16 protein-coding genes and 1 tRNA gene are annotated in these 25,696 nt (G+C 43.7%); 13 read left to right on the top strand and 4 right to left on the bottom strand.

Annotation, left to right across the window (positions count from 1 at the left end):
• Window positions 1-108: 108 nt before the first annotated feature.
• The 11 genes from AC5RDS_RS11405 to AC5RDS_RS11355 all read left to right on the top strand — a co-directional run bounded on the left by AC5RDS_RS11405 (window position 109) and on the right by AC5RDS_RS11355 (window position 19,626).
• On the top strand, window positions 109-1,377 hold the full coding sequence (locus AC5RDS_RS11405; protein ID WP_494222351.1) for an Omp28-related outer membrane protein: 1,269 nt from the start codon (window positions 109-111) through the stop codon (window positions 1,375-1,377).
• Between the two features lie 20 nt (window positions 1,378-1,397).
• Window positions 1,398-3,008, top strand: coding sequence for a DUF6029 family protein (locus tag AC5RDS_RS11400; protein WP_368323632.1), 1,611 nt, complete (start codon window positions 1,398-1,400; stop codon window positions 3,006-3,008).
• A 27-nt stretch (window positions 3,009-3,035) separates the two neighbouring features.
• The gene (locus tag AC5RDS_RS11395) at window positions 3,036-5,195 is read left to right on the top strand and encodes a BACON domain-containing protein (protein ID WP_118104645.1); all 2,160 of its coding nucleotides are present in this window, start codon (window positions 3,036-3,038) and stop codon (window positions 5,193-5,195) included.
• Between the two features lie 18 nt (window positions 5,196-5,213).
• Entirely contained in the window at window positions 5,214-7,049 is a 1,836-nt protein-coding gene (locus AC5RDS_RS11390) for a BACON domain-containing protein (RefSeq protein ID WP_494222350.1), read from the top strand.
• Window positions 7,050-7,064: 15 nt separating this feature from the next.
• Window positions 7,065-8,210 (top strand): FecR family protein, encoded by a 1,146-nt coding sequence (locus AC5RDS_RS11385; protein ID WP_494222349.1) that lies wholly within the window; start codon window positions 7,065-7,067, stop codon window positions 8,208-8,210.
• 29 nt (window positions 8,211-8,239) lie between these two features.
• Window positions 8,240-11,653 (top strand): SusC/RagA family TonB-linked outer membrane protein, encoded by a 3,414-nt coding sequence (locus tag AC5RDS_RS11380; protein WP_118104639.1) that lies wholly within the window; start codon window positions 8,240-8,242, stop codon window positions 11,651-11,653.
• Between the two features lie 7 nt (window positions 11,654-11,660).
• Complete coding sequence (locus AC5RDS_RS11375) at window positions 11,661-13,148, top strand: RagB/SusD family nutrient uptake outer membrane protein (protein WP_013611892.1); 1,488 nt, start codon at window positions 11,661-11,663, stop codon at window positions 13,146-13,148.
• A 6-nt stretch (window positions 13,149-13,154) separates the two neighbouring features.
• On the top strand, window positions 13,155-13,820 hold the full coding sequence (locus AC5RDS_RS11370; RefSeq protein WP_013611891.1) for a DUF4843 domain-containing protein: 666 nt from the start codon (window positions 13,155-13,157) through the stop codon (window positions 13,818-13,820).
• A 29-nt stretch (window positions 13,821-13,849) separates the two neighbouring features.
• Entirely contained in the window at window positions 13,850-15,511 is a 1,662-nt protein-coding gene (locus tag AC5RDS_RS11365; RefSeq protein WP_494222348.1) for a PKD-like family lipoprotein, read from the top strand.
• A gap of 91 nt (window positions 15,512-15,602) precedes the next feature.
• Window positions 15,603-17,750, top strand: coding sequence for a zinc-dependent metalloprotease (locus tag AC5RDS_RS11360; protein ID WP_167535989.1), 2,148 nt, complete (start codon window positions 15,603-15,605; stop codon window positions 17,748-17,750).
• 1 nt (window position 17,751) lies between these two features.
• Complete coding sequence (locus AC5RDS_RS11355) at window positions 17,752-19,626, top strand: hypothetical protein (RefSeq protein ID WP_494222347.1); 1,875 nt, start codon at window positions 17,752-17,754, stop codon at window positions 19,624-19,626.
• Window positions 19,627-19,686: 60 nt separating this feature from the next.
• On the opposite strand, the gene AC5RDS_RS11350 is transcribed toward AC5RDS_RS11355, so the two are convergent.
• Window positions 19,687-20,829: a M20 metallopeptidase family protein gene (locus AC5RDS_RS11350; RefSeq protein WP_172721189.1), complete on the bottom strand. Its 1,143-nt coding sequence runs from the start codon at window positions 20,827-20,829 to the stop codon at window positions 19,687-19,689.
• 103 nt (window positions 20,830-20,932) lie between these two features.
• Between AC5RDS_RS11350 and AC5RDS_RS11345 the strand changes: the two genes are divergently transcribed.
• Window positions 20,933-21,005: transfer RNA gene (locus AC5RDS_RS11345), tRNA-Gly, on the top strand.
• A gap of 441 nt (window positions 21,006-21,446) precedes the next feature.
• Window positions 21,447-22,862: an alkaline phosphatase gene (locus tag AC5RDS_RS11340; protein WP_172720055.1), complete on the top strand. Its 1,416-nt coding sequence runs from the start codon at window positions 21,447-21,449 to the stop codon at window positions 22,860-22,862.
• A 50-nt stretch (window positions 22,863-22,912) separates the two neighbouring features.
• Here the strand turns inward: AC5RDS_RS11340 and uvrB are convergent, their stop codons facing one another.
• The 3 genes from uvrB to AC5RDS_RS11325 are packed head-to-tail and all read right to left on the bottom strand — an operon-like array spanning window position 22,913 to window position 25,692.
• Window positions 22,913-24,922, bottom strand: coding sequence for an excinuclease ABC subunit UvrB (gene uvrB, locus AC5RDS_RS11335; protein WP_013611885.1), 2,010 nt, complete (start codon window positions 24,920-24,922; stop codon window positions 22,913-22,915).
• Window position 24,923: 1 nt separating this feature from the next.
• On the bottom strand, window positions 24,924-25,310 hold the full coding sequence (locus AC5RDS_RS11330; RefSeq protein WP_013611884.1) for a response regulator: 387 nt from the start codon (window positions 25,308-25,310) through the stop codon (window positions 24,924-24,926).
• Window positions 25,311-25,320: 10 nt separating this feature from the next.
• A complete protein-coding gene (locus AC5RDS_RS11325) occupies window positions 25,321-25,692 on the bottom strand; it encodes a thioesterase family protein (RefSeq protein WP_022159483.1) in 372 nt (123 codons plus the stop codon).
• Between the last annotated feature and the right edge of the window lie 4 nt (window positions 25,693-25,696).

The following is a 25,696-nucleotide window of genomic DNA, read 5'->3' as shown; positions in this document are numbered from 1 at the left end:
CTTTGCCTCCGGAAAAATATTTTTCCTGAAATGTGTTTTTTTTCAGTCACCCTGTCGGGTGGGGTGTACGTTCTTTATTTGAAAAATAACTTTTAAACTTATAAAATTATGAGAAAATCGTTTTTATTGTTTTTGTCTGTTATCTGTGTGATAGCGTTTTCTTGTTCTGATTCGGATGATGGAGACGATACTGGTGACGGCATTTTAAGCGGTCTTACCCTGACTTCAGACCGTTCTTATTTTTCTGCAGATGGGGTGGATGCTGTAGTTTTTACCGTGAAGGACAATACCGGGAAAGATGTAAGTACACAGTGTGTGTATAAAGCCAATGACCAGGAATTAGTCGATAACACTTTGTCTTCTGCCACTCCGGGTACCTATAAAGTTGTAGCAACTTACAAGGGAATAGTATCTAATACCTTGGATGTGATTGCTATGAATGAGAATGTAAAGTTAAAGGTGGCTTCTGATAAAAAGAGTATTGTGGCAGACGGGGGAGATTTTGCCTGTCTTTATTTAGTTGATGAACAGGGAAGCCGTATTTCTGGAGGAGAGTTTTATATCGACGGGAAAAAGTTAGATAGCCCCTATTTCGGAACGACAGAGGCCGGGATGCATCGAATTACTGCAATGTGGCAGGGTAAAGAAGCTGAAGAGGCATTGAATTTGGGAGCATTTAAAGAAGGTGAATTTACTGCGCGTATGTTGGTAGAAAGTCTGACAGGAACGAATTGCGGATACTGTACCAATACGATCAAATTACTGACTGAAGGAGATGCATTGGCCCGGAAAGATCCCAGAATCGTTTTGATCGAGACGCATTATCAGGGACAATCTCCTGAAATGTGGCAGAAATACGATGAACGTAGCCGGGAGATGGAGAAAGCTTTTATTGCATATTTCGGTTCTACGGGTACTCCTTCGGTATATTTAGATCGTAATAAAGATAAATTTTCAGTTGATGCCATGGGGCGTGATGGGTTACTGTCAGCTATTAAATCCAAGGCTGAGGTTGCTATCGCCATTAAAAATTCTTTGTCGGAAGATAAAAAACAAGTTGAATTGACTGCCGTGATCGGTAGTAAAAAATCTTTCAACGGTAAAGTGATCGCTGCTTTGGTTGAAGATGGTATGTATTTGAATCATGTTTCTTTGGGGATGATAGAGTGGTTCCATACTATGCGTGATTATATGCCTTCATTTGAAGGAGAGGAAGCGGTGGCTTTTGAACCGGGTGCTCCGAAAGAAATTAAATTCCAGCTCAATATGGGAAAAGCAGATCCGGTAAAGAGTACGCTTGTGGTTTTTGTAACGAACGAACAGGGGTTGGTTGAGAATGTTCAGCAGGTAGTTGTTGGGACGAATGTCGGTTATTAAATCTTTGAATATAGGTAGGAATGTATAAGTGTAAAATTCCTGTTTTATTGGTTGTATTTGCTGTATTTTCCGGGTTTGTACAAGCCCAGGAAATACAGCGCTCCAAGGGACATTTTAGCGGAAGTCTGGAGACGAACTGGGGATTCTACATGAAGGATGATAAGTTGGGGGTGAAGAAGGTGGAAGATAAAGTGGCTACCAATACTTATCTGACTTTAGGATATTCATTTAAAGCTTTCCGTTTTGGTTTGGAATATGATATCTATGAACCACCAATGATCGGTTTTTCTCCGGAATGGGAGGGATGTAAGTTGATGAGAGGATTTGCTGAATGGGCCGGTGAGTCTTTGGAATTACGTGCAGGGACGGTATATGAACAGTTTGGAAGTGGTTTGATTTTCCGTACTTATGAGGAAAGGGCCTTGGGGATTAATAATGCCTTGATGGGGGGGAATATCAGGTGGCGTCCGTGGGATGGGGTGACTTTGAAAGTCGTGGCCGGAGTACCGCAGAAATTTCAGGAATATGCTCCGGTACGGATCTATGGTACAGATGGAGAAATAGATTTGGGAAGTTTGTTGTTCCCGGAAAACGGAATGCTGCTTTCGGTGGGTGGTTCCTGGGTATTGCGTGATGACAGAAGTGATGAACATAATGTGAAGGCCGACCGGGTAGTACGGAATTATGCCGGCAGGCTGGATTTGTCCAAAGGGATATTTTCCCTGGGAGGGGAATATGTTGCAAAAAGTCGCTCTGTGTATTGGGACGACGCATATAACATCCGCTATGGAAAAGGTCGTAATGTACTGTTGTATGCAGGGATCGATGCTCCGGGAATAGGTTTTTCCGCAACATTTCGTGCTTTTGAAAACGGAGATTTGCGGGTAGACGATTGCTTAAACGATGAAAGTGTCAGTTTGAATTATGTGCCGGCATTGACTATGCAACATAAATATGCATTGTTGACTTTATTTCCGCATGAGATAAAGATGGCAGGAGAGACAGGAGGACAATTCAGTTTGTTTGGAGAGCTGCCTATGGGGGGGAAAACAGGAAATCCCCTGTCTTTTGCAGTGAACGGATCTATGTATCGGAGCCTTACTGTGAAAAAGGACGATGAGAGTACATATCTTTTCAGGCAGAAAGGAAAATTACTTTATGGAGAGATCGGCTTGGAATTGGAGAGAAAATGGTCGAAGAGTTTCAAAAGTACATTGTTGTTTTTCCACCAGAGGAAACTGGAATTCAGTAAATATGGTTTTGGGAATATGAGGATGGACTCAGAGGTGTTGGTTGCTGATCTGCTTTACAAAATTACCCCGAAAACTTCTTTACGGATGGAGTTGCAGCATGTGTGGAGCGACTCAAAAGATAATCAGCGTTGGGCCATGGGATTGTTAGAGCTGGGATTGGCTCCGGCATGGATGGTATATGTAAGCGATATGTGTAATTATGAAAGTTATGGTGACAGCCTTCATTATTATCGTGTCGGAGGGAGTTACAGCTGGCGTAGCTTGCGGGCATCTATCGATTATGGCCGGAATCGGGAGGGAATACAATGTGCCGGGGGAGTATGCCGCTATTTTCCGGAACATACAGGAGTTACTGTCATGTTATCCGTTGCTATTTAAAAATGGTTAACCATTAAATATAAATTTATGAAGACAAAATATTTATTTTTTAGTGTTTTATTCGTGTTCATCGCATGGGGTATTGTTGCCTGTAAAGATGATGATGGGCTCGATATGCCTGTTGAGTTGACAATTGGCGGAAATCAAACAGCTTTTGAGTTTCCGGCAATGGGTGGAGAACAAAAACTGGCAATGAAATCCAATTATCCCTGGGGTGCGGAAATGTCTCCATTGGAAGACAGTGTATGGTGTAAATTGAAAGTCTCTGAAAAAGAATTGGTGATCAGTCCTTTACAGAATCTGGATACATTAGTGCGCTCTTCCCGGGTGAAAATTTTTTCAGGGGAAGGGGAAAATATGAAAACTTTGTACCTGGATGTGGTCCAAAAGGCCGGAGATAAAATGTCTATTATGTTTTCTCCGGAAAAAGTCGTTTTTTCTCCGAAAGAAGAAACCCGGGAAGTGATGTATATGACTTTCAGTCCGGAAATCGAGTACAAGTGGCGTGGCGATACCTTGGTCGATTGGATTACCGTACAACTCGATGCAGAAAATTCAAAATTATTACTGACTTCCGAATTTAATGAATTGTTGACAGCCCGTCGTGCAACGTTGGAAGTATCCGGTGGTGTCGGAGGTAACCGTTTCACCGATACTTTGGCTATCGAACAAATGGGAAATGAGCCGATGATCGTGGCGAATCCGGATACTGTCCGTATAGATGCTGCCGGAGGTACTGTTGATATAGAAGTTTTATCGACAGTCGAGAAATATAATGTAAATGCCGGGGGATGGGTAAAAATGGAACCGAAAGAAGGGGAAACAGATAAATACCTGTTATCAGTGGAGGCTAATCCGACTTTGAATGAACGTTCTATTGGAATTTTACTTAGCACACCTTATGGTGCTACTCCTTTTGTGAACGGAAGATTGACAGTTATCCAGGAAGGAAGTGTTTTGGCGAAAATTTCTACCGACCAGGAAAAAGTCAATTTTAAAACAGAAGGCGGTGAGATAACGGTGAAGGTAAACTCTTCCTGGGAAAACTGGAAAGCAGAAGTCAATGAAGAGGCGCAGGAGTGGTGTTCTATCAGTACAGAGGGAGATGTGCTGAAGGTGAATGCGACTGTTTCCGAGCTGGAAACAGATCGTACGGCTACCATCACCCTGAGTACCGGTGCGGCTTCTAATACGGCTTCATGTGAGGTGGTTGTAACTCAGCTCGGAACCAAACCGTCACTGGTACTTTCGACAGACCGGGTTACCTTGAATGAGGCTGGAGATGAAGTGATTGTAAAAGTCTCTACGAATGCAAAACTATGGGGAATGACCCTGCCTGAAAGCGAAGATAAATGGTGTACTGTGATACAGGATGATATTAATAATCAGATAAAGATCAGTGCTACACCTGCAGAAGCCGGTTCCCGTTCTGTCGAATTAATCGTTGAGATTCCTCAGACGGATGTGAAAGTGAAATTGACTATTATACAAAGTAAATATTATAAAGTAGGTGATTTGTATGTAGTCAATGGTGAACCCTTAGGTCTGGTATATGAAATCAGCGACGGAGGTGCCCATGGTAAAGTGGTAGCTTTGAAAGCTCACAGGGATCTGAATCTGTGGTATCGTACAGGATTACCTTATGATGAAATCCATCCGGAGGATCCTAATAATGTGGGAGTAATTGCCCGTAGTGAGACAGACGGACAGGAGAATATGAAAGCTTACAAACAGATCCCCGATTGGAAAACTCATTATCCTGTAGCTGCTTATGTCAGTGATTTGAATGACGAGAATGGAAATCCCGGATGGTATCTGCCGGCTATTAAAGAAGTACAGGCAATGGTAGGCTGGATTGACGGGGAGGTTTTATCTCCTGATGGTGAAGCTGGGCAGGAGCCTTCTGAAGCCATGAAAGAAAAACGTAAAGCTATTAACCAGTTGATCGTTGATAATGGAGGCAATGAGTTCTATTTCTATGGATATGATGTCAGTTTTATCATTGATCAGACCAATGCATGGGAGGCAGATTATTTCAACCGGATTTATACCTCGACAGAAACCGATTATCAGGTACATCCGATGGTATTTAAATTTTATTTGCGAAATGGTTGGTGGGAAACTATGCATGTCTATGGAGATCTGGCCAGAAGTTATGGAGAAGTTCGTCCGTTCCTTGCATTTTAACAAGTAAAAATATCAGATATGAAATATTTAATTAATTTATTGTTTCTTTTGGGAGCAGCCTTCTTTTTAGGAGGTTGCTCAGACAACGGCGATCCTGTAGATACGCCCCGGCTGGAAGTCTCGGAGAGTTCCCTGCGTTTCGGTTCTCTGGCAACAGAGCAGGTTATTCAGGTAACTTCTAGTGAGGCCTGGAAAATTGCAAATATTCCCGACTGGTTATCGGTGGAGCCGGTAAGTGGACAAGCCGGAGAATATGAGGTAAAGGTTGCGGTAATTGAAAATACGACTGAAGTAGAACGAAAAGTACGCCTGGTGGTTCAGGCAGGAACAGAAAACTGGAATTTGCCGGTATATCAGCTGGAAAAAGGAGTATTGGAGATCAACGAAAAAGAGTTCATCGCTTTGTATAACCATACTTCCCTGAAAGTTCCTTACCGGTCAAACGGCACCTTGAATGTAACTTTCAGCGAAGGCGTGGATTGGATAACAGCTCCTGTCACCAAGGCGGTGACCGACCGGAATCTGGCTTTAACTTTGACTGTGAACAATTCCAATGTTATCCGGGAGGCTATAGTTTATCTGAAGGACACCCAGAGTAATCTGAGCGATACGCTGAAAGTGACCCAATATCCGGAACCCAAATGGAAATTGAATAACGATAAGCTGTTTGCCAAATATGATATGACAGAATTGACACATTCGTTTGAATGTAATATACCTTTCGATGTGGTGTTTGACGAAGAGGTAGAATGGGTGAAATTAAAGGAGACAAAAAGCGAAGACGGACAATTCAAGATGGTTTTCGAGTTACAGCCCAATACCGGTGAGTTTTTCAACCGTACGAAATTACGTCTGGAAAATGAAGTACTGGGATTGAGTTTCCCGCTATCCTTGAGTCAGATGTATAAAACTTACGACGGACATACTGTGATCTGGAAAAAACCGACTTATAATGATCCTTTTGCATCAGTACCTGATTTCCAGCGTATTACTTTTAATTTTATTCTGATCGGAGACGGTTTCACGAAAGAAGAAATCGAATCGGGGGTTTATGATTTGTATTGTCAGGAAGCGATGGAGGGTATGGAATCGCTGGAGCCTTTCAAAACTTATTCGGAACGTTTCGGATTTATCCTGCTGCATGCTGAATCTGCCGAATCTGGATGTACGGACTATAATGCGACTTATGGAGGACCTAAGGTGGTAGATACCCGTTTTAAATGTTCTTATGATGAGTTCGGAACCGGTATGAACTGTGATTATACAGCTATTCAGGAGTTTGTCAAGACTAGTATTGAGGGTGCAGGTTTGGACTATATTCCGACGCAGGATGTTGTGATTGTGATGGCTAACGGTAAACGTTACGGAGGGGTAGCCAACCTGACCAAATCTGGAGAAGGTGTCGCTATTTGCCCGGTATCTGAGGAGCCTTTCCCGAATAATTTTGTCCAGATTTTGCGCCATGAAGCCGGAGGACATGCTTTCGGAAAATTGGCCGATGAGTATTCTTTCGGTGGGCCTATCGATGCGAGTACGGCTAGTTACCTGAAGTCATGGCAGGATGCGGGGATGTATCTGAACGTATCGATGTCGTCCACCGAATTTCCGCAACCCTGGCAAGAATTGAAAGACAGGGGTAAAATTTCCGATGTCTATGTCGGTGGTTTCTCATGTAGTGGCGGGGTATGGCGTTCTTCTGAAAACAGCCTGATGAAAGGGATGGATGAGGGATTCAATATTTTGGGCCGTTATTTGATTTATTTACGAATGAAAAATTTCCGGGGTGAAGGGATGGATTTTCCAGCTGCGTCGCTGGACGATTTCCTTTCCCGTGATAAAGAAGATACTGAATGACTCTTTTGATTAGCTATGAGAACGGACAGTGAAGAGGCGATTAGGCGTTCGATTATTCATTCTCTGTTGGGAGATTTAGACGAGCAGGAAAGTCGGACATTGGAAAACTGGCTGAAAACACCGGAGCATCAGGACTTTTATAAAAAAATCAGTAACCGGGAATATGTCAGGTGTAAGATGGCAGGGTTGGAGTTGTCCGATAAGGAAAAAGCCCGTGAACGTTTGAAAATGAATATTGCGCGTCGGATCGAGAGATACAGACGGCGGAAATGGTTGGGGAGGGTAGCAGGGATTGTTCTGCTGTTGTGTATGGGGGAAGGCGTCTGGTTTTATTGGCAAAATGAAGTGAAGCAAACGGATCAGGACCTGGCAGAGAGAGTGACAGCCTCTTCTCTGCCGGTCATTCGGCTGGCCTCCGGTAAAGAGATTGCATTGAACAGAGATTCTGCTTACAATTTGGATGGAGGCTTCTTGTTAGCTGAGGATGGGTATGCCCGTTATGAACCGACTGCAAACGTGAAGCGGGCAGACTCTTCCCAATATAATGAGATCCGGACACCCAGAGGAACGGATTATAAGATGATCTTACCGGATGGGACGAAAGTATGGATGAATGCGGAATCCGTTGTACGTTTTCCGGTAGTTTTTCCGGCAGGGGAACGTCGGGTAGCTTGTGACGGAGAGGTATTTTTTGATGTGGCACGTGATTCCTTGCGGCCTTTCCGGGTGGAAACGGCAGGAAATGTCGTGAGGGTTTTAGGAACCCGTTTCGATATCCGTCATTACGAAGATGAACCTTATTCGGCTGTGTTGTTGTCGGGAAGTATCCGGTTGAGCCGGGGAAATCATGAAATTTTACTGAAACCGGGAGAACAGGTGCAGTTGATGGAAGAACGCTGGGTGGTTGGAAAAGCCGGAGCTTCGGCAACAAGTTGGATCGACGGGTATTTTTTGTTTGATAACCGTTCTCTGGAATATATCATGAGAGAATTGGCACGTTGGTATGATATTGAAGTGTTTTTTGTAGATAGTGATAAACAGAATGAATATTATTCTTTTGAAATTGAACGGAGTAGTTCGTTAAAACAGGTAATGAATATACTGGAGAAGACCCGTACGCTGGATATCGAATTGAAAGGCCGGACGGTCATTATCCGTTGAAAGAGAGGAATAGGTAATTTAATGAGAATATGAAAAATAATAGAGAGAATCGAATAGGGTGGGGAAAGGTCTGCCGTTGGGCAGGAATATGGATCCGGTTATCCTTATTTACTTTGTTTATATTAACCGAACCTTTAGTGGTTGAAGCTGCCGGACAGAGTGTGACATTACGTCTGGAAAATGTTTCATTAAAAGAAGCTTTTAAAGAAATAAAGAGACAGTTGGGTTACCGATTGGCTTATAATGAGCAAGTTATAAATACTATTGGAAACGTTTCCGTAGACGTTGTATCGGGAAATATAAATGAAGTGATGGAACAATGTCTGCGTGGTTCTGATTTTAGTTATGAGATTGAAAATCAGATTATTGTTATTTATAAGAAACAAGCCGGGGCCGATATGGCTGCTCCCCAGAAATTAATTAAGCTGGAAGGTGTCGTAGTCGATTCTAAAGGAGGGGTACTACCAGGAGTTACGGTTGTGGTGAAAGGTACCACGATAGGGGTGGCAACGGATATTGACGGTAAATTCAGTCTTGAAATAACAGAAACTCCGGGTATCTCTCTGGAATTTTCTTTTGTGGGAATGAATTCCAAAGAGATTCCTGTTAAAATAGAGAATGGAAAAGTACAACCTTTGCGGGTTGTTCTGGAAGAAGCAGAGACTGAATTGGATGAAGTTGTGGTTACCGGTATGTTTTCCCGTAAAAAGGAAGGATTTACCGGTTCTGCGGTGACGGTAAAAGGGGATGAATTAAAAAAGATCAGTACTACAAGTATTGCTAAGGCTTTGTCTACCATTGAACCCAGTTTCCGGATCATGGAAAATATCAGTGCGGGTTCGGATCCGAACCGTTTACCGGACATGCGTATGCGTGGTTCTTCCACGCTGCCTGCCGGAGGGGCCGGAGACAATAGCTTGGTGTCTTTGCAGGGAGAATACGATACTTATCCGAATCAGCCCTTATTGATACTGGATGGTTTCGAGATTGACGTGCAGACGATGGTCGATTTGGACCCGGATCGTGTACAGTCGATCACAATGCTGAAAGATGCTTCTGCAACGGCGATTTACGGTTCGAAAGCATCTAACGGTGTGATTGTAATAGAAACTTACACTCCGAAACCAGGAGAAATCAATGTGAGTTACGGCGGTAACCTGCGTTTGCAAATGCCGGACCTTTCGGCTTATAATTTGATGGATGCAGAGGAAAAAATCCAGGTTGAAGCTTTGGCTGGTTTATATTCTCCCAATGACCTGGATTCCCAACGGGACTATCAGAACCGTTTGCGTGAGGTGAAAAGAGGAGTCGATACGTATTGGTTGTCCCAACCTTTGCGGACAGCTGTACAACACCGGCATGCCCTGACGCTGGAAGGAGGAAGTGAGGCCCTGCGGTATAAATTGTATCTGGGACTCAATCAAACGCCGGGAGTAATGAAAGAGTCACGGCGTAGTACCCAGACGGCAGCGTTGGATCTTTCTTACCGTTACCGTAAATTACTGATGAAGAACAGCCTGACCGTGGATAATTCAACAGGAGATGACAGTCCTTACGGATCTTTCAGTGAATATACCCGTTTGAATCCTTATTTACGGCCTTACGGAGAAAATGGAGAAATCAATAAAATTATGCAGACCTGGGATATGATCTATCTGGGTAATTCACAACCTTATCAGGTAGCTAATCCGATGTATAATACGACCTTTCATAGTAAAGACCGGACCACCTCTTTTAGTATCCGTAACCTTTTTAAATTAGAGTATACTCCGACGGATGCCTGGCGTTTGCAGGCCGATATTTCTATACAGAAATCGACAGGTAAGGACGAGGTTTTCCGTCCTGCACAGCACACCGCTTTTGCTGAAGTGGTGGATCCTACCCTGAAGGGTGATTTTAAACGTAACCAGTCGGAGGATTTCAATTATATGTTTGCTTTTACAGCCAGTTATAACAATGTGGTCAATGATGTGCATTATCTGACGGGAAATCTGCGTTATTCGGTAGAGCAAACTCATAGCGAAGTCTATGGAGCAACGGTGACGGGTTTTCCGAACGGCAATATGGATCATATTTTGTTTGGTAAGAAATACAATGAAAACATGACCGGAAGTGAAGGAACTACCCGGGCTTTGGGAGCTGTGGCTACTTTGGGATATTCTTATGATTATCGTTATTCTGCCGATTTTAATATCCGTATCGACGGTTCTTCACAGTTTGGTAAAGACAATCGTTTTGCTCCTTTCTGGTCTGCAGGTTTACGCTGGAATATGAAGAAAGAAAGTTGGCTGAGAAATGTTAAATGGGTGGATGATGTGGTATTGCGGGCTTCATATGGGGTGACAGGTACACAAGGTTTTTCTCCTTATCAGTCCCGCTCAGTTTATACTTATACCAATTTAATGAAACCTTATTTTTCTTCTAATGCAACGGGGACGGAACTGGTCGCTTTGGGTAATTCGAATCTGAAATGGCAACAGACCGGAACCTGGAATGTTGGCTTGGAACTTTCCTTACTCAAAGGGCGTTTTACTACCCGGGCCGAATATTATATCAAGAATACGAAAAATTCTTTGGCACAGATTACGCTGGCTCCTTCTGTCGGTTTTGCTTCTTATCCGGAAAATATGGGAAATCTGGAGACGAAAGGGGTGGAGCTGAATTTTTCATTTATTCCTTATCGTAATCTGGATAAAGATGCTTATTGGGTGATCACGGTAAATGGTTCACATAATGAAGAAAAACTGAAAAAAATATCGGATGCTTTGCGCCATATGAATGAGCTTAATACCAGCAATGAAAAAGACAAACCTCTGCCGATGTATGAAGAAGGAGAGTCACAGACGCGTATTTGGGTTGTCCGTTCGCTGGGAATCGATCCGATGACAGGAGATGAGTTATTACTGACCCGCAATGGTAAAGTGACCAGTGAGTATAATGCTATTGATAAAATCCCTTACGGGGACACAGAGCCGAAATGGCAGGGAAATATCAATACTGCATTTAATTATAAAGGATTTGGAGCCAATCTTTCTTTTAACTATAAATTCGGAGGACAGGTATATAACCAGACGTTGGTGGATAAAATCGAGAATGCCGATTTACGGTATAATGTAGATAAACGTGTCTTGCAGGAACGCTGGCAGAAACCGGGGGATGTGGCTAAATACAAACGCCTGACAAACTCTGTCAACGGATCGGAAACACGTCCGACATCCCGTTTTGTGATGGATGAGAATACATTGACTTTCGGTTCGTTGTCTCTGACTTACCGGATGGATCAGCAAAATACACGTTTCCTGAAAAAGAGTTTTATCAGTTCGTTGAAGTGGGGATTTACTATGGAGGATATTTTTTATCTCTCATCTGTAAAACAGGAGAGGGGATTGGATTATCCTTTTGCCCGTCAGTTTGCAATTTCGTTAAATGTAGTATTTAAATAATATGAATATGTATAAATTTGTATATGGTTTCCTGTTGGTGATCGTATTGGGGAGTAGCGGATGTTCGGACTGGCTGGATGTACAGCCTAAAACTTCCGTGCCGGAAGAGGATTTGTTTGCAGATGAGTTTGGTTTCCAGGATGCTTTAACGGGCTTTTATCTTAAAATGGGAGAGTCTTCCCTTTACGGACGTGAGCTAACCTATAATTATATGGAGATGCTTGCCGGACGGTATGAGTACGCTCCTGACATAACGAACTGGACATCGATTTATAATTATGACGGAACTTATAAAAGTATTAAAGATAATGTTTTTTCAGGTGCTTATAATATTATTGCGAACATTAATAATTTCCTGCATTATCTGGAGGTGAACCGTGAGGTAATTACAACGCCGGGTTATTATGAGATTATGAAAGGGGAAGCTTTGGGTTTGCGTGCCTTTCTGCATTTTGATCTGTTACGGATGTTCGGGCCGGTATTTGCTATGGAACCTCAGGGGAAAGCTATTCCTTATCGGACAGTATTCAGTAATGAACCGACTCCTGTATTACCTGCTACGGAGGTGGTAGACGCTTGTCTGGCGGATTTACACCAGGCAGATTCTCTATTGTGGGAGGCTGATCATGATATCTTTGTTCATGACGTCAATGCAGACCCGTTTCTGGAGCTGCGTCAGTTTCGTATGAATCGTTGGGCTGTAAAGGCTATGTTGGCAAGGGTATATTGTTACAAGGGGGATGAAGAAAGTAAAGCTAAGGCTTATGCTGTTGCCAGTGAGGTGGTGGAAAGTAAATTGTTCCCGTTGACTGAAGCTTTGACGACAGAAAACAGGATCTTATTCGATGAACATATTTTTAGTTTACATATTTATGAGATGGAGAAAGTGGTGGACCCTGATTTCATCAATCAGAATGTTTCCGGTTTGGGAGTCGGCAAAGAACTGTTCGGGCAGTTTTATGATTTATCTGCCGGTGGTTCTACTGATTTCCGTTCAGGAAATGCCGCTTTTCATGAGATGTTGATTACTGATGATACAAAGAAAATCTTGTCGAAATACGATCAGACCGGATATGCCTCAGATCATTTACCGAATTATACAGGAGCTTATTCCGGTGCAGATGTCATGCCCTTGATCAGGATTCCGGAAATGTATTATATTATGGCTGAATGTGATCCGGATCCGCAGAGCAGCGCTGAAATTTTGGATATGGTTCGTTTTAAACGGGGAATCGCCTCCAGTGATGCGACAGATGGGGGAAAAGGATATGACGAACCGGATACCCGTGAAGGATTTGACAGTGGGCATACGCGCCGGATCAACGAAGTGATGCGTGAATACCTGAAAGAGTATTACGGAGAGGGACAGCTGTTTTATTTTTATAAACGGCACAACTACGTCACTTTTGCAAATTGCAGTTTGGTCGATGTACGGACAAAGTATCAGTTTCCTTTGCCTGAAAATGAAGATATGTTTGGTATAACCGGAAAATAGTAAGTGATGAAAAGATTGATATATGGAATGATGGTTGTATTGATTACCGCCATTTCTTGTGAGAAAAATGATATAAAGGGATATAACGAAGCCCCCCGTCTGGAATTTTTCAATACAAAAGCCGAGTGTGTTTTCGATGACCGGGATTATATAAATGAAGTTACAGAACGTGCTTTAGGGGTAAAAGTGCGTTGTTTGGGATATGCTTTGGAAAAGCCTTTGAATTTTTGCCTGAAAACGGTCGATCAGATGGAAGGGGTTGTGTTTATACCTTCTTATGAATTTCCTGTTGGGGCTGAAACTTTTACGGCCCAGTTGGTTGTACCCCGTCCCCCTAGGGTCGGTGCCCAGTTGAATACAAAACTGACTTTCGATATAGAGAATGCTGAGCATGAGTTTGGGGAGGGACGTGTGGAGAATTCGGATTGTGAAGTTACTATCGCTTATACGATACGTCCTTCAGATTGGGATGAGAGGTTGTGGGGGATATACAGTAATAATAAATATATGTTTATGATGGACAACTTGGGGAAAATTTATGCTGAGACAGAGCAGACGAAAGAAGTTAGGGATGAGGTCAGTGCTAAGTATGAGGCTTATAAGAAGGCTGGTAATCCGCCTTTGATGGATGACGAAAATCCTCAGAATGAGATTGTGTTTCCTAAGGATTGATGATGAATGTGAACAGAAAAAATGATAGTATGAAAAAGATATTGGTATGGGGATTATTGGCTGTATTGGGAATAGCCTGTTACGATGATTTGGGAAATTATGATTATAATGACATCAACGATATGGTGTTAGAAATGCCGCGGAGCGTCAGTGTTACGATACCGAAGAAAGATTCGGTTTTGGTTGAAGTGAAAGCGGCTGTTACCCAGTTGGACCGGAAAGATAATGCCAATTTGACTTATTTGTGGAAAAAAAATCTAAGTGGGGTGACGTGGACGGAATGTGGTACGGATTCGGTTTGCCGGGTATGGGTTTATCCGAAAAATAGCGGACAGATTACATTACGGCTGGCTGTAACGGATACGGTACAGAATATCGTAACCTTCGGTGAGACGGTGGTTAATTTGGTGGCTGCATTTAACCGTTGTTGGTTTGTGCTGCAGAATATCGGTGAGAATGCCGTATTGGGATGTATCGATGGGGACGGTAGCAGCCGGGTTGCCGTACAAGATATCTATGCACAGGAAACGGGAGGCAGGTTGCAGGGTAAACCTTTGTTCTTGTCGATTAATAATTTGCATCTGAAAAATGCCATGCAGCAAGGATCTGAGGAGACATTGTTGGGTATTTTCACTGAAGGAGGGAAAAACTATATGCTGGATGGTGCTACTTTGGAAGAACGTTATGCATATAACCGAATGTTGTTATACAAAAAGCTGACTAATGACACCCATTATGCACCGATGTATGCGGAAGGAGATAAACGGGGGGAATGTATTATTGACGACGGGGTATTCTGGTTTGCCAAGCCGGATGGATTTTCTGTTTATTATCCGGTGAAAGCTGCAGATGGGGATTATTATGCAGAGGGGGCTTCCCTGGCTTATGATGTGTCACCGGAAGGAATAAATATTATTTATGATTCCAGGAACAAACGCTTCCTTTCTTACTATAATGCGGATATTGGCGGTAATAATTATAATACGAACCGCTACATCGCTAGCGGCATGGAAGATCTTTACGATATTGACGGAAGTCTGAATGAACAGAAACTGGAGACCATAGGCGAGCAGGCCGGTTATCCGAATAAATTCGATCCGAACAATATTGGAGATAAAGATGTAATTTATATCGGAGCGACGACTTCCCGCGATGTTCCGAAGATTATGGCGATAGCCAGTCAGGGAAGTAGCTTGTATATTTACGAAATTTCTCCGGAGATGATACAAGGGAAGAAAGGGACAATCTGTAGCGGTTATTGGGAATTGACCCCGGAAACAGGGCTTGTCGAAGGAAAATTACCGGTGGCCACTTCAGCTTATTTTGACCGTATGTTTTACTATGCTGTCGGTAATAAGATTTATCGGGCAGACTTGACTCGTTCAACTCCTCGTTCATATGAAATTTATGCCCATCCGGATCCTTCTGTACGGATTACCCGGTTGAAATTCCGCAGCCAACGGGAGGACCGTTGGGATATTTCGGGAGGAGATGAGGTAGAAGCGATTCCTTATGATTTTGTAAGTTACCTGGGGGGAGTGGCCGAATATCCGGATGGAAATTGCAGTATGCTTGAAATGAAGCTGACTGCAGCCGGAGAGATAGATAAGGAAGAGGGAACGAAAGACTTGATGGTTTATGAGTTTAAAGGATTTAAAAATGTAGTGGATTTTGTCTATGCTTTTAAATAAGAAGCAGTTGTTTTTCCGGGACCTGTTCAGGTCCCGGAAAATATTATCCTGGTTGAAAAAAATTTGTTGGATTCTTTTTTTCTTGCTGTGTATGATAAAGCTTTATGCACAGTCGGAAGTTATACCTGGTTTGTTTACAACTTATCAACAGAATGGACGTATTTTATGGGTGATCCCGGATAGTCTGCTAGGACGTGATATGAGCCTGACGACTACAATATTGGAGGGTGCCGGACGAAAAAAAAAATCTGCTGATGCTAAATTCGGATATCAGGGCGATCGGTTCGGTCCGAGGATTTTACGGTGGGAGGAAGAGAAGGAACAGATAATATTGAAGGAGATAAGAAGTTATGTGGATACTTCCGGGTCATATTCACTCGGAAGTTTATTGTCTGAACGGGAAATGCCCCTTACCTTACAGGAATTTGAAATCTTGGGGTGTGAAAAGACCGGGAAGATCATTGATGTGACCGAATGGCTTCGTGATGGAAAGTTGTGGGGATTACAACCCTTTTCTTTTTTGATCGGGATAGGGAGTGAGCGTGAAGGAAGGGTAACGGCAATTCTTGGAACGCCGGAAAGTGTGATTGTCAGGTCTGAACGGATTTATGAAGCTGTAGAGAGGACGCCTGCAACTTCAGCAAATGGAGAAGTGACTCGATGGAAATTAGGTTGTTGTTTAAGGTTGTTGCCCCGGCATCTGATGCAGGTACGTTATGCCTCTTCAGGGGTTGGATATTTTACTGTACCTTATGCACATATGGAACCGGGAAGTTGTCAGGTCATCTCGGATCGCGTAGTGAAACGTTGGCGGCTGGAAGTGGCGGATCGTGATACGGCCCGGTATAGGCGGGGAGAACTGGTTGAACCCCGGCAAAAGATTAGGATATATATCGACCGTAGTTTTCCTGAAAAGTGGCGTCCTTATGTTTTACGTGCCGTGAACAATTGGAATGCTCTTTTTGAACGTAGCGGTTTTAAAAATGCCATAGCAGGACTTATGGCTCCGGATTCGGCCGGATTTACTTTAGATAATTCTGCTTTGTCATGGATCGTCTATAAGGCTTCTCCGATGGAGAATGCTTATGGACGTCCTTTTGTAGATTTCCGTACCGGTGAGATCCTGAGTTGTCATATTGCGGTTTTTCATTCGGTTTTTGATATGTTATGCCAGTGGTATATTGCACAGACAGGAGAAAGCGAGGAGGAGTTCCCGGACGAACTGGCTGGTAGATTGCTGGAGATGGTGGTGTCACACGAAGTCGGGCATGTACTGGGATTGACCCATAATTTTTATGGGAGTTCTTTGTGTGAAACAGAGCAGTTAAGAGATGCCGTTTTTTTACACCGTCATGGTTATGGTAGTTCTATAATGGATTATATGCGTATGAACTATGCTGTACAACCCGAAGATGGAGTCGATATGTCCGACCGGATACCCCGGATTGGCGCTTATGATTCATTGGCTATTGAGTGGGGATACCGTTATTTTCCCGGATTGGCGTCTGAAGAAATTCAGGAAAAATTGTCTGTTTGGATAGAAAAAAAACAATTGGAGCGTAAATATCGTTTTCAGGATAGCGGTGGAAACTTACCTGAAGCACAAGCCGAAGATTTAGGGCGTTATTCGTTGGAAACGGCAGAATTGGGCATGTGTCACTTGAAGCGTTTGTTGCGAGATACTCTGAGAAATAACGGGCGTCTGAGTGTTGAAAGTTGGAATCTTGCTATCCGAAAACAATATTCGGAGTACATAAATCAGGCTTTTACCTATCTCGGAGGGATAAGGAAATGTTGGGGGAATGATTCGGTTATAGTTGTTGCTGTGGGGAGGGAAGAACAGCAGGATGCCCTGCGTTTTTTACAAACCTATGTGTTGGAATCGGGAAAGGACCTGCCTCGGGAGTGGTGGGAAGACTGGGGAAGGGAGACTGTCAGACGGTTGGTAGAAAAAGCGGATTGTTTTGTAGGTTACGATCGGGAATATTCGGTCACTGAATATATCAGAGATTTGGGAAAAATATTCCGGAATGTATCTGGTGAGGAGTGTTGGGGAAGATTCTTGATATGGTGTTATACGGATTGTTTGATGGAATATATACAAACAGAAAGGAATAGGTATCCGGAAGTGGTGGCTTTGATGGAGGAACAATTGAAAGTGATGTATCGGAAAACAGACAAGGAAAAGGATGTTTTTTGGAAAGCGTGGAGAAAAAATGTGAATTCAATATGGAAATAACATGAGGACAAAGTTATTGGTATTGTTGTTTTGTTGGGTAGGGATGGTTGGGATAAAAAGTGGAAATGCCTGTGGTAAAGATAAGGATGAGAATGCTGTGGTGTTACCGGTATATGAACGGAATGGCAGAATGTATGTAGAAATTGAGCAGACATATTTGGGGCGGGAATGGATGGTATTGGCCCAGATAGACAGAGGATTGGGAATTCGGGGGAAGTTATTGGAGAGTAAAGGAATTTTTAGATTGGAACAAGGCAGGGATTCTATGACCCTGGATGTTTTTGCGGTTTTCTGTCCGGAGAGAGTTTCAGATACAACATGGATGAGTAACGGATTGCTGAAGATGTCCGGTTTACAGACACCGGTGGAAACCTGGCCGGTAGCGGAGAAAAAAGAAACAGGTTATTTGATTGATGTGACCGATGGTATAAAGGAAAAGTGGTATGTGGGGGACGGGAAATGGGGACGGATACAGTATGGCCGTTCGGAGATTATAACTGTCGATACCTGTAGGAACGGAGCATGTTTTACTATCCGGCATTATTTGGAGTGTTCTCCTGAACAGCAGGTCGTGGAAATGTTGCCCGAAAGCGGTTCGGTACCGGTAGAAGTATCTGTGGCTTTGTGTCTCTTACCGGATAGGGGTTTGAGGAACAGAGGGGAAGACCCGGATGGGTTATTCCGGACGCAGGTTTATGTCGATTATGGAGTGAATCCTTTCCGTTGTGTAGAGTGTATCCGTTGTGTGTGCTGGGATACATATGCGGGAATGCCTCTGAATATATGTGTTGCTGAGGATATTTCGGAAGAATATGTGGAGCTATTGTATACAGCAGTAGAAAAGCTGAATGCAGTGTGGACTGCCCGGACGGGAAGAGTATTGCTTGAATTGGAACAAAAAAAAGGAAGGGTGAAAGCTGATGTCCCCTGCGCAGTTGTTTTTGATGTCGGAGGTGGAGGGATAAAAGTGGATTTCCAGGAACATCCCGGAGATGGAAGGATTTTAGCTGCACGTTTACGTATCAGTGGTGATGTTTCTATGGAATCGGTGATCCGCTACCGATTGGAAAATCCGGTCCGGGAAGAGGACGGAATATGGAAGATGTGTTCGGAAACGGAGGCTTTACAGGGATGTCGTGAACAGGAAATCGATAGAGCTTTGGGAATATTGTTGGGATTGGATCCGGAACAACTGGAGAATAGAAATATCACAGCTGCAAAACGATTGGAGGCTTTGTGGTATTGTTATGCGGAAAGAGAAGATATAAAGACAGAGAAAGAGGTTGCCGGACAGTGGGGATGGAAGAGGTATGAGGAAAGGCGTGTGGCTTGGCAACAGGTGTTGAAGGAGGTGGAAAATGAACAGGTAAAGCATTATTACCGGGAAGTATTGAAATTGAGTGAAAAGGATTATATCCGTTGGTTAGATGAGACTTTTTTTCAAGAGGGAATGGCGGAACAGTTGATGCAATTATTGAAAGAAGATATTATGGGATTTTATGCTCCTTCCTTTTTACAAAAAAATAGAATGGGAATGGAACGTGATGATATGCTTGGGCGATTACAAAGAGTATGGGGAGAATTTTTTCGGACCGAGCGTTGGCTGCAGTTAGCAGAAAAGGAGAATGGAGAACAGCAGGTCGGTCAGTTGGTAAAAGAATTGAAGAGACTGATTACGGGGAAACGGGTAGGCCGTTTATCAGTACAAGAGAGGTTGGTACGGCAAACTTGTGTTATGGCTTTTAGTAAAGAATTGAAAAAATACAAGGATACGGTAGATTGTGGAGAGGGGATGGCGAAACTTTTATTATGGACTTATTGGGAGGATTTGTATGATTATTGGAAAATACGTTCAGGGGGATTAGCCAGGATTTAATCTGGTTTGGATCAAGACGAATTTGTATGACTGGGAATCGACTGTCAGAATAATCAATACTTATTCTGACAGTTGAGTGATAAGGGCTAATTCGTAAAACATCCGGGCTCCATTTGGCAAAATGTTGTTAGGAAAATCATAATCCGGAGTATGGAGGGCCGGAGTAGAGATACCTGCTCCCAGACCGAACATAGCACCTGGAATATGTTGAGTGAATAATCCGAAATCTTCTCCCCAGGCAAAAGGATGATCGGTTTCCTCGTAAACTAATCCGTTGCTTTTGGCTGCTTCCTGAATCCAGGTTACGGATTCAGGATCATTTTCATTGGCCGCAAAAGGTTCTGTCCATTCGATGGAGCATCGTAAGGGCGGATGGGAATCAATGGTTTGCTGAACGAATTGTTCCAACTGTTGCCGGTGTTTTTGCAGTATTTTTTCGGATGCGGCGCGGAGAGTCAGCCGGATAAGTCCGCTTCCGGCAGCAACGCCATAAGCTTCTTCGCCGATATGAAGTTCGATGAGTGTCGTACGGAAATAATCCGGATTTTTCAAGGTCCCTCGATTCCAGCTTTCGCTTAGATGCAGGATATGCAGTAAAGGTGCGGTCGGGGAAACCGCTTTTTCAGGTTCTGCGGCATGTGCTGTTTTTCCGGTGAAGGTAATGGTACAGCTGATGACCGAGCAGGTAAAACTGCCTGTCCGGCAGACAATCGTAGAAAACGGATAGCCGGGAAGATTGTGCAGGGCGAAAGCCCTGTCGATTTTCTGTTGCCGGAACCAGGGGTCCTGAAGTACTAGTTGTGCGCCCTGTCCATTTTCTTCGGCAGGTTGAAAGAGTAATAAAATGCGTCCTCGTTCCAGTGGATGTTCATGTAGGAGTCCGGCCAGCATGAGTAACATGGTCGTGTGTCCGTCGTGTCCGCATTTATGGGCTATCCCCGGATTTTCCGAACAATAGGGAAGAGGTGATTTTTCTGCAATGGCCACAGCATCGATATCGGCTCTGAATAATAGGGTCAGACCTTCGCCCGGGAAACTGTATTCTGCCACCAGTCCATGGCCCTTTTCCAGGGGGTGGATCCGGGAGGGCTGAAATTCCTGAAGTACTTGCCGGATATATTGTATCGTATGTTTTTCCTGTCCGGATAATTCGGGATGCCGGTGAAGTTCTTCCCTGATCCGGTAAAATTTATTCCTGTCCATAGGCTGATCGTTTGAACCTTTAAAAGTAATCTTTTTTTATTTTTAAATCTTGTTTCATTCAGATTTGTTTGCTATATTTGCACCGTTGTTTAGCACAAAACAGGCGATAATAGCTCAGTTGGTAGAGCGTTGGCTTCCCAAGCCGAAGGTCGCGGGTTCGAGTCCCGTTTATCGCTCTTCATAATCAGCCACTTATAAAGGTGGCTGATTTTTGTTTTAGGTGGTTTTTAGTGGTGTTTTGAGTGCTTGTTTAAACCGAGAGTTAAACCGAAACTGACTGAATCTATTTATTTTCTTTAGCTGTCCGCTTTTTCACAGATTATGTATTGTAATCCAACGTGTTTATATACATGTTTACCCTAGCTGTAGGTTTATAAGTGTAACATGTATATAACTATCTAATATAAAATGGAGACCTGAATTTTAGTGTGGAATTATATTTGGATTCAGGGGAAAATAGGTTTCTTTCTCTAATTTTTTTTGTATTTTTGATGGGAATTGGTGTTGGTTAAGAAATTATTAATAATTCTGTTAATAGTTCAGGAATAAGTTTGTTCTTGAATTAGGAGGGGATAGAATATACAATAGGAGCAAAACGAATAATAATGAAAAGAACGATGAAAAAGTTATTTGGCTTATTATCAGTGGTATTGGTTGCCGTTATCTGTTTTACACAGCCTGTTGATGCGGCAAAGAAAGAAAAAAGAGCGAAGTATGTTTTTTATTTTATCGGAGATGGAATGGGAATAAATCAGGTGAACGGCACAGAGATGTATCTGGCTGAGAGAGCAGGAAAAATCGGTGTCGAGCCTTTAAATTTCACCACCTTCCCGGTCAGAAATTTTGTGACTACTTATTCGGCCTATAATTCGGTGACTTGTTCGGCTGCTGCCGGTACGGCTTTAGCTACCGGCGAAAAGACAAAGAACGGGACGATAGCGATGGATAAAGAACATAAAGCACCGGTATACAGTATCGCTACCAAAGCCAAAGAACTGGGAATGAAAGTAGGGATCGCTACCAACAATAGTATCGATCATGCTACTCCCGCTTGTTTCTATGCTCATCAGCCGGACCGGAATATGACCTATGAGATCGCAACCGATTTGCCGAAAGCGGGTTTCGATTTTTATGCCGGAGCCGGTTTTGTAAAGCCGGAGAAAAAAGATTCCGTAAATATTTATACTCTTTTCGATCGGGCGGGGTATACGATAGCCCGGGGAAATGACGATTTCCGGAAAAAAGCAGCGAAAGCAGATAAAATTATTTTTATGCAGGAGCAAGGATGTGACATGGGGAGTTTGCCTTATGCCATCGACCGGAAACCGGGGGATTTGTCACTTGAAGAGATTACACAGGGAGCGATCGATTTTTTGAGTAAGGATAAAAAGAACGGTTTTTTCGTGATGATCGAATGCGGATTGATCGATTGGGCCTGTCATAGTAACGATGCGGCGGCTATGTTTAACGAGGTAATCGATTTTCAGAAATCGATACAGAAGGCGATCGATTTTTATAAGCAGCATCCGGATGAGACCCTGATTGTCGTTACGGCAGATCATGAGACAGGGAACTTTGCTTTGGGAACAGGTAAATATGAACTGAATCTGAAAGCGTTGCAACATCAAATGGTCTCCAAGGGGCAGCTTTCGAAAAAGATTTCTGCTTTGCGGACAACCCACCATTATGCAGTGACCTGGGAAGATGTAAAGAAATTGTTGAGTGATAATCTGGGGCTGTGGACGAAGGAAGAACTCAAGGAGTCGTATGAGAAAGATTTGAGACACCGTTATGATAAAGCCTTTTCGAATGGGGAACAGGAGATGGTGAAAAGTCTTTATGCCGAAGATGAACCCTTGGCCAATACGGCGGTTCAGATACTGAACCGGATAGCCCGCATCAGCTGGGGAAGTGGCGGACATTCTGCCGGGTATGTGCCCTTGTTTGTCCTGGGTGTCGGAGCAGAAAACTTTAACGGTAAGTTGGATAATACGGATATTCCGAGGCAGATCGAGGCATTGATGAAACGGTGACCGGTAGAATCGGCAGGTATTTTGTTTGGCTGTCGTAACCCCGAAAGATTTTATTTCATCTCGTCCCGTTTCTTTTCCAGTTGAAACATTTCATCCCGCAGGCGGGCTGCTTCGATGAAGTCGAGTTCTTTGGCTGCTTTTTGCATGGCAGCCTTGGTTTTTTGGATCATTTTTTCAATCTCGGGTTTACTCATGTAAGCTACGACGGGGTCGGCAACCAGATGGAGGTGTTCTTCCTCCACATACGCTTTGGAGGTATCCTGAGTCAGCGCTGCATCTGTCGATTTGTAGATCTGCCGGGGAACGATGTGATGTTCTTCGTTGTATCTCAGCTGCTTTTCACGGCGGTAATTCGTCTCGTCTATCGTTTCCTGCATAGAACGGGTTACTTGGTCGGCATACATAATGACTTTCCCGTCTACATTACGGGCAGCTCGTCCGGCAGTTTGAGTCAGTGAACGTGTAGAACGCAGAAAGCCTTCTTTGTCTGCATCCAGAATTGCTACCAGAGATACTTCCGGCAAGTCCAGCCCTTCCCTCAATAGATTGACACCGATCAATACGTCGATGATTCCTTTACGAAGATTCTCCAGGATTTTTACCCGTTCGATAGTATCGACATCCGAGTGAATATATTGGCATTTAATACCGATCCGGTCCAGGTATTTACTGAGCTCTTCCGCCATTCTCTTCGTCAGGGTTGTCACTAATGTACGTTCCCGAAGGTCTATGCGCTGCTGAATCTCGTTCACCAGATGATCGATCTGATTTTTGCTGGGGACGATTTCGATTACCGGATCCGGAATACCTGTCGGACGGATAATTTGTTCCACGATGATGCCTTCACTTTTTTCCAGTTCATAGTCGGCAGGTGTGGCACTGATGTAAATCGTCTGGCCGGTTTTACTTTCAAATTCATCGAACGTGAGGGGACGGTTGTCGAAAGCTGCCGGTAAACGGAAACCATAATCCACCAGCGTCAGTTTCCGTGCGTGATCGCCTCCGTACATCGCCCGTATCTGGGGCAGGGTAACATGCGATTCGTCGATGACCATCAGAAAATCTTCCGGGAAATAATCCAATAAGCAGAAAGGACGAACTCCTGCTTTCCGGCCGTCGAAATAGCGCGAATAGTTTTCAATGCCCGGGCAATAACCTAATTCCCGGATCATTTCCATATCGTATTTCACCCGTTCTTCCAGGCGTTTGGCTTCCATAAATTTCCCGATCTCTTTCAGATAAGCCAGTTGATCTTGCAAATCCTGGCCGATTTCAACCAGGGCGTGGGCTATCGTGGCTTTGTCGGTGACAAAAAGATTGGCCGGATAAATATCGAGTTCATCCTGACTACCGATGCTCTGTCCGGTAACCGGGTTAAAAGAAGAGATCCGGTCGATTACGTCGTCCCAGAATTCGATCCGGTAAGCTACGCCGTCGTAAGTTTCTATGGCAGGAAAAATATCCACGGTTTCCCCTTTGGCCCGGAAACAACCCCGTTTGAATTCGATTTCGTTGTTTGCATATAAAGCGTCTACCAGCCGGCGTAATAAGACATTCCGGCTGATAGTCATGCCTCTTTTCAAATGGGTGACGTTCGAGCCGAAAGCCCGGGGATCGGCCATACCGTACAGACAAGACACCGAAGAGACAACGATGACATCCCGACGTCCCGAAAGCAGGGAAGCGGTGGTCCGTAAACGAAGTTTGTCTATCTCGTCATTGATGGCGAGGTCTTTTTCGATATAGGTATCTGTTGTCGGCAGATAAGCTTCCGGTTGGTAATAATCGTAATAAGATACAAAATATTCGACTGCATTTTCGGGGAAAAAAGATTTGAATTCCCCGTATAATTGAGCTGCTAATGTTTTATTGTGACTTAAAATCAGAGTCGGACGATGGATTTCGTTGATGACATTAGCTACAGTAAAAGTTTTTCCTGAACCGGTGACTCCCAGTAAGACCTGTGATGACCGTCCGCTTTGAAGTCCCTGGATCAATTGGCGGATGGCTTCCGGTTGATCGCCGGTAGGTTGGAATTCAGAGGTTAGTTTAAATTGCATATCAGGATAAATATTTACTTAATGTTTCAAGTAATTCTTTCCGACGGATCGGTTTTAATAAAAAACCATCGAACTTCTCATTTATAATCTCCAAAGAAGAGAGATCATGTGCTGTTTGTGCTATTACGATTTTTCCGGGCAATTGTTGCCGGATAAACCGTAAAGCCTCTATTCCGTCAGAATCCGGCATGCTGATATCCATTAGAATCAGATCGATGGAGGCCGTTCCTGAAGCGATTTGTATCGCTTCTTTTCCGTTACGTGCCCGTAAGATACGGACATGTGTTTTTTTTAACAGAGCCGCAAGGATCGTATAATTACTGTCGATATCTTCTGCTATCAGAAACGTTTTGTCCGACCAATCCGGATACTCTGGGTAAGTTTCCACTACAAACGACTTATAATTTACTCATGAATTTCTCCGGGTAGATGATAAAGCGGTCGTGAATAGCATGTCCTATTGTTCCTTTTTCATCCGTGGCTTCGATCTCAAAACGTATCCGGCGGCCATCGATTTCGACGATCGTCGCTTTGCACATCACCTTTTTACCGACGGCTGTTGCCTTGGTATGCTGTACATGAATTTCAATACCTACGGTATCTGTATCCGGTTCCAACATGCCTTCCAGGCAGTGTATCGCCGTATTTTCCATCAGTCCCACCATTGCTGGTGTCGCAAAGACTTCCAAATGGCCCGAGCCGTGAGCTAAGGCGGTGTCTTTAGGACCGACGATGATTTCTTGTGTATATGATTTTCCGGTTTCCAACATAGGA

This window comes from Odoribacter sp. (assembly GCF_985060555.1).
Note: the sequence above shows the minus strand (reverse complement) of the source record. Positions and strands in the feature narration are given on the sequence as shown.